This window comes from Streptomyces hygroscopicus subsp. hygroscopicus, assembly GCF_001553455.1.
GTDB classification, from domain to species: Bacteria; Actinomycetota; Actinomycetes; order Streptomycetales; family Streptomycetaceae; genus Streptomyces; species Streptomyces hygroscopicus.
Genome location: NZ_BBOX01000235.1, coordinates 1 through 12,556 on the forward strand (window position 1 = coordinate 1; position 12,556 = coordinate 12,556).

At 71.8% G+C, this 12,556-nt stretch carries 9 protein-coding genes and 1 pseudogene; 5 read left to right on the forward strand and 5 right to left on the reverse strand.

What is annotated here, in order from left to right:
- Nucleotides 1-1,315 (forward strand): C39 family peptidase (locus AXW62_RS23450; protein ID WP_060946240.1); only part of this gene is annotated, 1,315 nt, incomplete at its 5' end.
- A gap of 105 nt (nt 1,316-1,420) precedes the next feature.
- Here the strand turns inward: AXW62_RS23450 and AXW62_RS23455 are convergent.
- Nucleotides 1,421-5,557, reverse strand: coding sequence for a Pls/PosA family non-ribosomal peptide synthetase (locus AXW62_RS23455; RefSeq protein WP_079115752.1), 4,137 nt, complete (start codon nt 5,555-5,557; stop codon nt 1,421-1,423).
- A 494-nt stretch (nt 5,558-6,051) separates the two neighbouring features.
- Nucleotides 6,052-7,392: an NsdA family TPR-like regulatory protein gene (locus AXW62_RS41310; RefSeq protein ID WP_079115753.1), complete on the reverse strand. Its 1,341-nt coding sequence runs from the start codon at nt 7,390-7,392 to the stop codon at nt 6,052-6,054.
- A gap of 347 nt (nt 7,393-7,739) precedes the next feature.
- Here AXW62_RS41310 and AXW62_RS23460 point away from each other — a divergent pair, with 347 nt between their 5' ends.
- From AXW62_RS23460 to AXW62_RS23470, 3 genes are read left to right on the forward strand one after another with little or no spacing between them, the layout of a single operon-like run.
- The gene (locus AXW62_RS23460; protein WP_159060942.1) at nt 7,740-7,961 is read left to right on the forward strand and encodes a hypothetical protein; all 222 of its coding nucleotides are present in this window, start codon (nt 7,740-7,742) and stop codon (nt 7,959-7,961) included.
- Nucleotides 7,958-8,281, forward strand: coding sequence for a hypothetical protein (locus tag AXW62_RS23465; protein WP_060946242.1), 324 nt, complete (start codon nt 7,958-7,960; stop codon nt 8,279-8,281). The genes AXW62_RS23460 and AXW62_RS23465 overlap by 4 nt, the downstream gene beginning before the upstream one ends.
- Nucleotides 8,271-8,492: a hypothetical protein gene (locus AXW62_RS23470; RefSeq protein WP_306305066.1), complete on the forward strand. Its 222-nt coding sequence runs from the start codon at nt 8,271-8,273 to the stop codon at nt 8,490-8,492. Before AXW62_RS23465 ends, AXW62_RS23470 begins: the two co-directional genes overlap by 11 nt.
- 456 nt (nt 8,493-8,948) lie before the next feature.
- Here the strand turns inward: AXW62_RS23470 and AXW62_RS47205 are convergent, their stop codons facing one another.
- From AXW62_RS47205 to secD, 3 genes are all read right to left on the reverse strand, one after another.
- Nucleotides 8,949-9,275 carry a transposase gene (locus tag AXW62_RS47205; RefSeq protein ID WP_107406336.1) on the reverse strand — a complete coding sequence of 109 codons (327 nt, stop codon included), beginning with the start codon at nt 9,273-9,275 and terminating at the stop codon, nt 8,949-8,951.
- Nucleotides 9,208-9,735 (reverse strand): hypothetical protein, encoded by a 528-nt coding sequence (locus AXW62_RS23485; RefSeq protein WP_060946245.1) that lies wholly within the window; start codon nt 9,733-9,735, stop codon nt 9,208-9,210. The genes AXW62_RS47205 and AXW62_RS23485 overlap by 68 nt, the downstream gene beginning before the upstream one ends.
- A gap of 136 nt (nt 9,736-9,871) precedes the next feature.
- A complete protein-coding gene (gene secD / locus AXW62_RS23490) occupies nt 9,872-12,205 on the reverse strand; it encodes a protein translocase subunit SecD (protein WP_107406337.1) in 2,334 nt (777 codons plus the stop codon).
- A 153-nt stretch (nt 12,206-12,358) separates the two neighbouring features.
- Here secD and AXW62_RS45165 point away from each other — a divergent pair.
- Nucleotides 12,359-12,556 (forward strand): annotated as a pseudogene (locus AXW62_RS45165) (hypothetical protein); the annotation flags it as partial.

Consider the following 12,556-nt stretch of genomic DNA (forward strand, 5'->3'; position numbering starts at 1 on the left):
CCCGGCCCCCTCCGCGGCACCCGCCGCCGGGATCCCCGTCGCCTCCGGGGCCCCGGCGGGCCCGAAGGCCGCCCGGGTCGCGGAGTACCACGGCTGGAGCGGCCACGCCGACTGGCTGGCCGGTACCGCCAAGGGCGTCCGCGCGGAGGCCGGTGCCCGCCCCGGCATCGTCATCTCCCGCCCGCTGGGCAGCGTGGACTACACCGATCCGCACACCGGCACCACGGCCGCCTGGGAGTACGCCACCTGGACCTCCCCGGTGCGCAGGCTCTCCGTGCCCGCGACCGAGGCCATCGTCTCCTGGAACGCCCGCACCCCCGCCGGCACCTGGATCCAGATCGAGCTGAAGGGCACCTACACCGACGGCTCGGCGACCCCCTGGTACGTGATGGGCCGCTGGGCCTCGGACGACGGCGCCTCCTCCATCCGGCGCACCTCGGTGGACGGCCAGAGCGACGACAAGAGCTCGGTGTGGACCGACACCCTCTCCATCGACGACCCGGCGAGCGGGCTGCGGCTGGCGGCGTACCAGGTGCGGCTCACCCTCCACCGCAGGCCCGGCACCACGCTCACCCCCACGGTGTGGCGGGTCGGCGCGATGGGCTCGGACGTCCCCGACCGGTTCGAGGTGCCCGCCTCCACGCCGAGCCTGCCCAAGGGACACGAGCTGGCCGTACCGCGCTACTCGCAGGAGATCCACAAGGGCCAGTACCCGGAGTACGACAACGGCGGCGAGGCGTGGTGCAGCCCCACCTCCTCGCAGATGATCACCGAGTACTGGGGTCGCAAGCCCTCCGCCGGGGACCTGGCCTGGGTCAACCCGGACTACGCCGACCCGCAGGTCTGCCACGCCGCCCGAGCCACCTTCGACTACCAGTACGAGGGATGCGGCAACTGGCCGTTCAACGCCGCGTACGCCGCCACCTACCGCGATCTGCGGGGCGTGGTCACCCGGCTCGGCTCGCTCACCGACGCCGAGAAGCTCATCGCGGCCGGCATTCCGCTGATCACCTCGCAGTCCTTCCTCGCGACCGAGCTGGACGGCGCGGGATACGGCACCTCGGGCCACCTGATGACCGTGATCGGCTTCACGGCCGACGGCGACGTCATCGCCAACGACCCGGCCTCGCCCAGCAACGACGCGGTCCGCCACGTCTACAAGAGGCGCCAGTGGGAAAATATCTGGCTGCGCACCAAGCGCTACGACGCGAACGGGCAGGTCAAAAGCGGTACGGGGGGTGTGTGCTATCTCTACTTCCCGGCCAGGCCCACACCGGCTCAGCACCGCGTCCTGCGGGAGCTGGGGATCCTGTGACCGGGCCCTCCCGCCGCTTCGGCGGCGGGAGGGCGCCGAAGCGGCGGCGCCGCCTGACGGCGGGCGCCGCCTGACGGCGGGCGCCGCCCGGTGCGGGGCGACCCGCTACGGTCGGCGGCACCGGGCCCCGTCGCGTGATTCCCTCGCCGGATTGCCGCGCCACCGGGCGTGGGCCGGTACGTGTTCGCCCTTCATGAGGAAGGAGTCGGCGTCCACGCGGGCGTGGTCGTCGGCGACAACGCCGTAGTGCACGAAGGCGCTGGTGCCGATGGTGCAGCCGGCGCCGATGGCGACGTGCTCGGATTTGAAGACGCCCTCTTCCAGGGAGTGCGCCTGCAGGATGCTGCCGGCGTTGAGGGCGCAGTCGTCGCCGACCCGGGTGAGGGTCCGTTCCAGGATCCGGCAGCCGTCGTCGTAGACCCGGTGTCCCATGCGGACGCCGAGCAGCCGCCAGATGACGGGCTTGAAGGGGGTGCCGTTGAAGACGGAGAGGTAGAGGATGGACGGCACCTTCCAGTAGCGCTCGTGCCGCCAGAAGGACCGCTCGTAGAGGGAACAGAACCGTGGCCGCAGGGCGCGGAAGCCCAGCACGGCCCGTTCGACCAGGACGAAGTAGCCGACCGTGTAGGCGAGTTCGAGGACGGCGGTGCCGACCGTCTCCACCCAGTACAGCCCGCCGCTGTCGGCCAGGGGGAACATCGCGATCAGGAGCAGGCCGTAGACGTACAGGCACCGCACGGCCAGGAACAGGGCCATGGTCACGGCGTTGTGGCGGTTCTTGGCCGCGAGGCGGCGCCGGAGCCCGGGTCCCGTGGCGAGGCGGTCGAAGCGGTGGTCGCGGGCGACCGACCGTGGGATCTCGATGGGCGGTGAGCCGAGCAGTCCGGTGTTCTCCTTGACCGGGCCGCTCACCGGGATCATGGCCTTGGTGGCCAGCAGGCAGTTGTCGCCGGTCCTGCCGCCGGCCGGGTAGACGATGTTGTTGCCCAGGTAGTTGTGGCGTCCGATGGCGGCCGGGGCGGTACGGAAGGAGGTGCTGGAGTACTCCGCGTTCGCCATGGACAGCCCGTCGGAGACCATGGTCCCGGTGCCGACCCGGCTGAGGGCGGGCACCTCGTGCTTGAGCATCGTGCCGAAGTTGCTCCCGGTCTGCTCGACCGGTGCCAGACGGTACCCGAGGGCTTGCAGGTAGGGGACGATCGCCGAGCTGTCGCCGAACAGGGCGATGGTGAAGCGGGTGTTGGCCAGCCGGGCGACGGCGCGCTGGAGGGTGAACCGCACTCCGTACAGGGGATAGGCCGTGTTCGGCCTCAGCGGACGGGACAGCAGGCGCGAGAGGGCCGGTACGAGCGTCGCCCCCAGGAGGGCGAGCCCGAACACCGTGGCCGCCGCGATCTCCAGCCCGTCGGCGTAGTACGTCCAACTGCCGGGGCCGCCCGCCCCGGTGACGGCCTGGACCAGCGCGGGCCGGGACTCCAGCAGCGCGGCGGCGACCACCTCGGCCACCCCCACCGTGGCCGTCAGCGCCAGCGCCATCACGAGGGCGTGACACACCCGCCGCAGGCGGCCGCACCGGGCCGGCGGAACGGTGAGGTACTCACAGCCCGCCGGTGCGGGCTCGGCCGGCGAGCCGTGCCACCGCTGCCCGGCGGGTACCGACTGGCCTTCGTGCAGCGCGGAGGCGTGGCCCAGTTGGGCGGCGTCGCCGAGGCGCACGCCGATGTCCAGGGTGCTCTGTTCGCCGACGAAGGCGTTGGCGCCGATGGTGACCGGGCCGGTCTCGATGGCTCCGTCGCGGGCCCGGTAACCGTTGAGGAAGGTCTCCTTGCGGATCACGGTGTCGGCCCCGATGGTCAGCAGGTCGGTGCAGACCGGTACCCACCGGGTGAGGATCAGGGCACGTGGTCCGATCTTGGCGCCGAGCGCCCGCAGATACAGGGTGTACAGCGGCGTTCCGACCGTCAGCCGGGCCAGCGGATTGGCGACGACGAGGGTTTTCACGCACCAGAATCGGACGTAGGCCACGCTCCACAGCGGGATGCGCCGCGGTGTCCACCGCCCGATGAGCACCCATTTGACGGCGATCGGGAACAGGCTCGCGCCGATGAGCGCCACGGCGCCCAGGGCGGCCGCGCGTCCGTAGGAGCCGAGCCAGCCCTGCCCCCGCGCCAGCCATGAGGTGCCGATGTCCAGCGCCACCGAGGTGAGGCAGACGTAGCCGAGGAATACCAGGAACTGGAGGGCCGCGCACAGGGCGTACCGGAGCCCGCCCACCGCCGGAGCGGCCGGTGCGGCCGGCTGCCGCGGTACGCGGTCGGGTGGGGGAGGGGACGGCGCCTGGGCCAGGGCGGTGGCGAGCCGGCGCACGGTGGGATGCAGATAGACGTCCCGCATCGACACATCGGGCAGGTCCGGATGTTCCCGCACGGCCGCGTTGAACCGCGCCATGAGCAGGGAGTTGGCGCCGAGGTCGGTGAAGAAGTGGCTGTCCACGGAGATCCGCTCGACCCGGAGGGCCGCGGCCAGCAGGCCGGCCAGCGTCCGTTCGGTACGGGTGCGGGGGGCCGCGCCGTCGCCCCGTGCGGTGAGCCGGTGCGGCCCGGCCGGTGGCGGCAGGCGCCGGCGGTCGGCCTTGCCGCTGGGCAGCATCGGGATCGATGCCAGGTGTTCCAGATAGGCGGGGACCATATAGCCGGGCAGCCGTTCCCGCAGGTGCGCCACGGCCCGCTCGGGATCCACGGCGGTGTCCGCGCAGGTGGTGTAGTAGGCGCACAGTTCCACGGTCCCCGGGGCGGTCTCCCGGTCGCTGACCACCGCTTGGGCGATTCCGGGTACGCGCAGCAGCACCGACTCGATCTCGGTCAGTTCCACCCGGTAGCCGCGGATCTTGACCTGGGTGTCGATGCGGCCGTGGTGTTCGACCTCGCCGTGGGCGTTGATCCGGCCCAGGTCCCCGGTCCGGTAGAGCTTGCCGGACGGATTCCCGGGGACGCCGAGGAAGTCCGGGACGAAGGCACGTTCGGTCACCTCGGGCCGGTTCAGGTACCCCTCGGCGAGCCCGATCCCGCCGATCGCGATCTCCCCCATGGCGCCCGGCGGCAGGACCGTGTCCCGCTCCGGATCGAGGACGGCGACCGAGTACGTCGGCAGCGGGACACCGATCGTCACCGGACGGTCAGGGGCCAGCGGGCTCCAGGTCGCCGTGACGGTCGCCTCGGTCGGGCCGTAGACGTTGAGGAACCGACGGCCGGGCCGGTGCCAGCGGCTGACCAGGTCCTGCGGGCACGGTTCCCCCGAGACCAGCAGGAACCGCAGCTCGGAGACGCTCGGGTCCAGGGTGGCCAGCAAGGTGGGAACGCAGCACAGGGCCGTGACCCGCCGCCGGCGCAGGAACGCGTCCAGCTCGGCGCCGAGCAGGCTGGGTCCGTCGGGTCTGGGGACCAGCGTGGCACCGGTCATCCACGGGACCCATATCTCCTCCACGGAGAAGTCGAAGGCGATGGTCATCCCCTGGTAGACCCGGTCGTCGCGGGTGAGCCCGTAGACCTCCGAGGCCACCCGGACGAAGTTGCACACGGCGCGGTGTCCGACGGCCACCCCCTTCGGACGGCCCGTGGAGCCCGAGGTGTAGATGACGTAACACAGGCCGTCGGCCGGTTCCCCGGCGGCCGGGGCGCCGGGGCGATCGGGAGACTGCTCCGCGACCCTGGACCGCACCCGGTCCAGGAACACCAACGCGGCCATGTCCGCGAGGGGGCGCGTCCGCTCGGCGAGCCGGGACAGCGACAGGACCATGCGTACGGAGGCGTCGGCCACGATGTAGCGCAGACGGTCCGGCGGGAACCCGGCGTCCAGCGGTACGTACGCGGCGTGTGCCTTCAGCACGGCCAGCATCCCGACGTAGGCGTCCACCGCGTCGTCGAGCAGCAGCCCGATCCGGTCGCCGGGCCGTACCCCCTCGGCCAGCAGGAAACGAGCGAGCCGGTTGGCCCTCTCGTCCAGCTGCGGGTACGTGAGGGCGACCCCGTCGGCGTCCACCGCGAGCCGGTCGCCGTCCTCCCGCGCCCGCATCCGGTCGCAGCGCTCCTCGAACAGCTGCTCCAGCCGTTCGCCGTCCCGCCACCGGACCGAACCGTCCCAGTCCGCGCAGGCGAGCAGGCCGTCCGGACGGCTCCGCGACTTCGGCACCCATGTCCGCGGCGGTCCTGCCCCCACCGCCGCCTTCTGGTCGGTCAGCGTCATCGTGCTCTCCTCGCGTCCACCACGGCCATGGCCTGTGCGGATCCGGTCCGGCGCATTCCGGTCCGGCGCAGGGGCGGGGCGGGCCCCGGTGCGCCGGCGCGGCACCGTACGGTCCGGCGAAGCCGGTCGCCGCGCCCGTCCGCCGCCGCACCACGGGCGCCCTCCCCGCCCGTCCGCCGCGTACCGGCCCCCGGGCTGCCGGCCGGGATCTCCACGAATGCCCGGTGCAGGGCGCGTACCGCGTCCGGCAGCCGGGAGGCGCGGCACCCGACCCGCGCGTCGGGCCCCGGCCATGCCCGCCGACGACGAGCAACCAAACCCACCACCGCACACCCGCTCAGACCGGCTCAGCCACCCGAAGCGAAACAGGGAGGCTGGAACCCAAGCCGGGGCAGCGCAACGGCCTCGCCCGAGTGGCCCGAGTTCGCAGGTTGACGGTACGTCAGGGAGGCGGGCAGGAGCCACATGACTCTCAGTCTCTGCCGTCGAAGCGATTAGACGGCCAGTGAGTCAGGGGTAACGATCCGGGCACGTTCGTACAGCTCTCGCGCTGCTGGATTCTTGAGATAGGGGCGCAGCGAGTGGAACATGGTAAGTACGTGTTGGTCTACCTGGCCTGACTTTATCGTAGGGTAATCATCGAGGACCTTACTCCAATTGGCGCATGCTGCCTCGAGGTGTCCGACTTTCAATTGCCTTTCGGCCAGCATGGAAGTAAAGCGGATTCCGCTGCGCCTGCTGTCGTTGCTGCTGCTGCGAAGGGAGAAATGCCGCTGAAGGGAGTCGATACTCCCCGTGGTATCGCCGAGTGCATTTCGAACCTGGGCTTCGTGATAAGCTAAAGTGGCGGGCGAATATCCGCCGAAAGTGCGCGCCTGGCTTTCGGCCTTCTCTATTGCGGAATCGGTTTCTCGGAGGAACTGATAGGCCGCTCTTCTGTCTCCACGCACTGCGTAAGCGTGCGCCTGCTGCCCTGCGAGGAAGGCGCGCATTCGGGGCGCGGCGCTCGGTGCGGCGGCAGCGGCGGCATCTGCCAGACGCACTGCGGGAGATCCGTTGCCCAAGTCTGCGGCCTGTACCGACATGCCGCGCAAGATGTGGCAGTACGTGAAATGGTCATCGCTTGCCCCGGCCAGTTCCAGGCCCTTCACGTAGTAATTTTGAGCCAGCCTGTGAAGTCCTTCATCTACCGCCATCCATCCGATGAGATAGCAGAGGAAAGAGGCGGCGCCCATCATGTTCTTCCGTACATCGTCTGAGGCTGGGGCCCGCAAGTAGGGTGCGACGGTGTTCACCAGAAATGCGGCAGCCATCGGCCTGGCGTGCCGACCGCCGAATTCGTCGTCCAGCTCCGACAGTCTTTCTGTCATGGCCTTGATCATCTCGACCTCGGGCAACCCGACACGCCGTGTCTCCCCAGCCTGAACAGCTTCCATCCTGCCCACTACGTCCGGCCAGCCGGGTACCGTCAGTGCGACGGAAAAGAGGCTGGCACCTATCACGCTGCGGCGCGATGGGTCCATATCCTGCCTGCCAAGGTCGATCAACCCCTCAACGGTACTCGGCTGCGCCGAGTCGGATACAGGTGCCGGAAATCCCGCCTCGCTATGAGTGATCGGACGACCCAGTTTCCGGGAAAGGGCCTCCAAGATCAGTGGCCGAGCCTCGGCTTTCGGGACGTGGCCCTTCAGCCACTGGTGCACGGTCTGCGCACTGTACGCCTTGGGCGCACCTCCCTCGGTACCAACCCGGTTGACCTCCCGGGCGAAGCGCCCCAAGGTCCACCCCGTTTGCCCGTACAGCTGTTTGAGGTTCGGGTTGGACTCCTGCCCCATGTCGCCACGCCCCCTCGTTCAAGAGCATTTGAAGCTTTTGAAAACCGCCGCTCTTGCAACGGTACCGCTCCGCGTAGTGGCGCAGTTGCCTAGAGCGAGGAAGCAGCCCGATACGCGCCGTTACCGGCGTAGGCCACGTGCCGCATATGCGGGACCCCCGCAGCCGCTCCGAACGGCCCGGGGGCGTGGCCATCAACCACGTGGAGGTTGACAACATGCATGACCTTACTCGCCGTGCACTGGTGTGGATGAGTGCACTTCTGGCCTTACGACCGCCCGGCCGTCACCGTGCGGTCCCGGGCCTCCCCGCGTCGTATCCGGCGCCTTCCCGGCCCGTGGCGGGGACCGTGGACTCCGCGACGGGTCGGCGCGGGACGGCCGCCCCGCGCCTGTACGCCGACTCGCCGGCCCTCGAACCGCGCCCCATCCCCCTGCCGCTGGACAGCGAGCTGCCCGCGCTGGTGCGTCCCTATGTGGTGGCCGATGAGCGGTGCAAGCAACAGCGGTCGAAGAGCGTCCCCCGGGTGGAGTTGATCTGTGCCCCGCACGGCATGGTGGTGATCCGGTGACCGCCACCGGCCGTGCCGCGCCCGTCCCGGCCCCTGGCTGTGCCCTGTGCGCCACCCCCGGCAGCTTCGGGCACCGTGATCTCGCCGAGCCGGGTTCGGGCTTGTGTCCGGCGTGTATCGCGGCGGGCAAGCCCACCCGCGAGGGTCTTGAGCGGGCCGTCGTGATCGTGGCCGGACAGACCCTCGCGGGGGCGGAATCCCTCGATCTGGCCACCGCCACGCCGGAAGAGTTGGCCTACCGCCTGGGCGCGGTGAAGCGCAGTCTGCGCAGCGTGCTTCACCTCCTGGCCCCGGTCGAGGGGGAGGCCGGTGAACGCTGACAAGGCCCGGGGCGGGGGTGAAGCGCCGCGTATGACGATGCGCGTCTACACGATGGCGCGCGATGGGATCGTGACCGCGCGGCGTGCGGTGGTCGGTGTTCTCGTCGGGGAGGACCTCAACCCCTACGCGTTGGGGCAGGCGTGGCCGCCGTGCCAGTGCCCCCGCCACAGGGAAGAGGAGAACGCCGTCCACCGCGTCAGACGGACCTGAGACGGCCGTCCGTTCCGTGCCTGCCCTGTGGGGCCGGGCGGACGGTCCCCGGGCCCCGGCCGTCATGTCTCCCCCGTGGCAGACGGCCGGGGCCACCCCCGAACACCCGCCGAACTCCAACGACCCCCAGATACGACCGAACGGAACACTTCGTGATCTCACACATCACCATCGATCGGCGCGATGCCACCTACGATCACCACGCGGAGCAAGCCGCGCTGCCGGTGACCGTCCACCACCGCGACGGGCGCACCGAGCGGACCCGTCTGGTGATGGCCCCCGGACAGGTCGAGCTGTACGGGCGGTGGACCGGTGTTCTTCCCGAAGGTGGCGGGCGGCCCCTTCGAAGACGGACCGCCCGCCACCTCCGGAGACGGGTCGCCGCCCCCGTGAAGGGTGAACCGGCGCGCCCCCGAAGGCGGGCCCCAAGCGGTTTCGTTTGGATCACTGGTCAGTTCATGGCTGGGGAGCCGTGTACACCGTTCCCCCGGCTCGCCCGAGCCAGCCAGACCTTGCGATGTACTTCTCTGGCAGGTGGACCCACTGCGTGCCGGTCTGGAACGTGAAGGCGATCGCGTCGATCACCTCACGGTGATCGCGCCAGCGGCCACCCCGCTTCGGCGTCCGGGCCGGGAGCAACGGTTCGATCCGCGCCCACTGCGCGTCAGTCAACGGCACACCCGGACCAACGACTGGCTGATCCACACGAAACCGCCTAGCCCACCCACCTCCGCAACAGCTCCTCCCGCTCCGCCCTCCGGGGCGACCCGCCCTCCCGGGCACGGCCCCACTCCGCCATCGCCGCCAGGGTCGTGGCCATGGTCGCGGCGCCCTGCGTGAGACGGGACAGCAGGGCGCGGGAGAGGTCGGCCTCCGCCGGGGAGTAGCCGACGGCCGCGGCGGCGTAGGCCGCCAACTCGTGGTCGCCGTCGGCGGATTCCACGCGTACGGTCATCATCGCCGGGGCCTCGGCCACCCGGCCGTGGCCCATGGGCAGGGCCAGCTCCCGCACCGTTCCCAGGGCCAGGTCCTTGACCACGCCGACCTGCCGTGCCAGGGACTTCACGGGGACGTCCGCCACCGTCAGGGCGCGCACGTCCTCCCACAGGTGGAGGCCGGACTGCCCGTCCCCGAGGGCCACCACGCCCTCGGGGGCCAGGCGCACCCCGAAAGCCGAGCCGGACGGCTTCGCGCCCACGTACACGTCGCCCTCGGCGATCCAGAACAGGCCGACCATGGCCATGGGGTGCTCACTTCTCCCGGACGGCGCCGCAGTCGTGCCGCCTCTTCAGACGATCAGGTCGTCCTCCGCAACGCGGGAGGGAGCCGGGAAGTTCCTGCCTCGGCGTGACCGGTGTCTCCCGGTCCGACGCGGGTGCTCATCGAAGACCCCGCTGCCGCGGTTTCCGCACGGTCGGCGCGGCGGTCTCGGCCGGTTCCGGCCGCCGCGCGGACCGCGGCGGCCGCGGCGCCTTCCGGCGCGGGTGCAGCTCGACCACGAGTGAGGCGGCGGTGAAGACGGACGAGTAGGTGCCGATCGCCAGGCCGATGATCAGGGCGAGGGCGAAGTCGGCGAGGGTGTCGTCGGCGAGCACGGCGAGGGCGGTGAGGATGAGCGCCGCGCCCATGCCGGTGTTGACGGTCCGGGGCAGGGTCTGGAGGACCGCCTGGTTCGTCAGCCGGGGCAGCGGTGTGGTGCGGTCGCGGCCCAGCAGTTCGCGGACGCGGTCGAAGAGGACGACGGAGTCGTTGACCGAGTAGCCGATGACGGTCAGCAGGGCGGCCAGGAAGACCCCGTCGATGGGCTTGCCGAGCCAGGCGAAGGCGCCGATGAGGATCACCACGTCGTGGGCGAGCGCGACGACGGCCGCGGTCCCGAAGACCCAGCGGAAGCGGACCGCGAGGTACAGCAGCTGGGCGCCCAGGGCGAGGCAGAGGGCGATGAGGGCGTTGCGGCGCAGTTCGTCGCCCATGCTGGGGCCGATCAGCTCGTCGCGGACCTTCTTCGTCCCGCCGCCGAGGTCCCTGATGGTTGCGGTGACGGTGGCCTCGTCGGCGTTGCTCAGGTCCTCGGCGCGCACCGTGAGTCCGGAGTCGCCGGAGGACTGCACGACCGCGCGGGGGAACCCGGCGTCGGTGAGGGCGGTGCGGGCCCGGTCGGGATCGACGGGGGAGCTGGTGGCGTACTCGATCAGCCGGCCGCCGGTGAACTCGATCCCGAAGTCCAGGCCGCGGACGAGGACGCCCGACGCGGTCACCACGAGCAGGACGGCGGAGGCGGCCAGCCAGCGGCGCGGACGGCGCAGCAGGAACGGGCCGCGGCGCAGCAGCCGGTCGCGCACCCATCCGGTGCCCGCGATGCCGGTGATACGGGGCCGGCGGTGGACCGCGGGGCGCCCGACCGCGAACTCGGCGAGTACCCGGCTGATCACCAGCGCGCTGACCATCGAGGCGAGGACGCCGATGGCGAGGGTGACGCCGAAGCCGCGTACCGGGCCGGAGGAGAAGGCGAACAGGAGGGCCGCGGCGATCAGTGTCGTGATGTTGGAGTCGGCGATCGCGCTGAGGGCACCGCGGAACCCGGCGGCCAGGGCGGAGCGGGGGCTGGGGCGGCTGCGGGCCGCGTACTCCTCGCGGGCCCGTTCGAAGACCAGGACGTTGGCGTCCACGGCCATCCCGATCGCCAGGACGAACCCGGCGAGGCCCGGCAGGGTCAACGTGGCGCCGAGCGCGGCCAGGGCGGCGTAGGAGATGAGGCCGTAGCAGGCCAGGGCCACGGTCGCGAGCAGGCCCAGGAGCCGGTAGACGGCGATGATGAACAGCGCGGTCAGCGCGGTGCCGATGACGGCGGCCCAGGCCGCGGCCTCGATGGCGGCGTCGCCGAGCGTGGCGCCGATGGTGCGCTGTTCGACGGTCTCGACCGGTACGGGCAGGGCGCCGCCGGAGATGAGCAGGGCCAGCTCGCGGGCTTCGGCCTGGTCGAAGGAGCCGGTGATCTGGGTGGTGCCGCCCGGGATGCCGGTCCCGCACGGTACGGAGGGCTCGACCTGCGGCGCGGAGATGATCTTGTTGTCGAGGACGATGGCGACCCGGCGCTGCGGGTCCCCGGCCGGCTGACAGGCGGCCCGCGCGGTGACCTGCTTCCACCGGTTCTGGCCGGTCTTGGTGAAGTCGACCGTGACGTGCCATCCGGCACCGCCCTGCTGGTCGAAGCGGGCGTCGGCGCCTTTGACGTCCCGTCCGGTCAGCTCGGCGGCGCGCAGGCGCAGGGGCTGGCCGGACTCGTCCGGCAGAACGCGCTCCTCGGCCGGGTCGGCCGGCGGGGCGGTGGCCCGGTCGGCCGACCCGGCCGGGCCGAGGACCGCGTGGACGGTGAGCTGCGCGGTGCGGCCCAGCACGTCGGCGGCCTTCTTCGGGTCGTGGACGCCGGGCAGCTCGACGACGATGCGGTGGTCGCCGGAGCGGACCAGGGTCGGTTCGGCGACGCCGAGCGCGTCGATGCGGCCGCGCAGCACCTCCAGGGTGCGGTCGGTGGCCGCCGCGTCGGCGTCGGTGGTGGGGGTGGAGCGGGTCTCCAGCACGATCTGGGTGCCGCCGCGCAGGTCGAGACCGAGGCGGACCGGTGTGGTGAGGGCGATGGCCAGCGATGCGGCGATCACGGCGAGGGCGATGAGCGCACGCGTGCGCAGGGAGTTGTTCCGGCGTTTCAACACGGGCCTCCGGCAGGCACGCCGCGGCGGCGGCACGCGCGGCCGCGACGGACGAAAGGGTGATGGGTGGCGTCAGGTACCTGCGGGCGCCGGAGGTGCCCGGCCGCGGTCGTGGGCCGCTCGGCCGGGGGAGACGGGTGCGCGACGGGAGGGCGCGTGAGTACGGGTACCGGCGGCCGGGCCGGCATGGGCGGCGCGGGGGCCGGTGGCGTGGTGATCCGGTGGGCACGCACGGTCGCCGAGGTGGTCCGGCCGGGCCCTGGCCTGGGGCGCGCAGCCGACGGCACACGGGTCGTCCGCGCGGGGGCCGGTGTCCGGGTGCGCGGCGGCCGCGGCCGCCGGGACCGGGGCGGG

Coding starts and splice junctions, on each gene's coding strand:
- AXW62_RS23455 (WP_079115752.1), bottom strand. CDS start 5,557: ATGACGCTGACCGACCAGAAGGCGGCGGTGGGGGCAGGACCGCCGCGG.
- AXW62_RS41310 (WP_079115753.1), bottom strand. CDS start 7,392: ATGGGGCAGGAGTCCAACCCGAACCTCAAACAGCTGTACGGGCAAACG.
- AXW62_RS23485 (WP_060946245.1), bottom strand. CDS start 9,735: ATGGCCATGGTCGGCCTGTTCTGGATCGCCGAGGGCGACGTGTACGTG.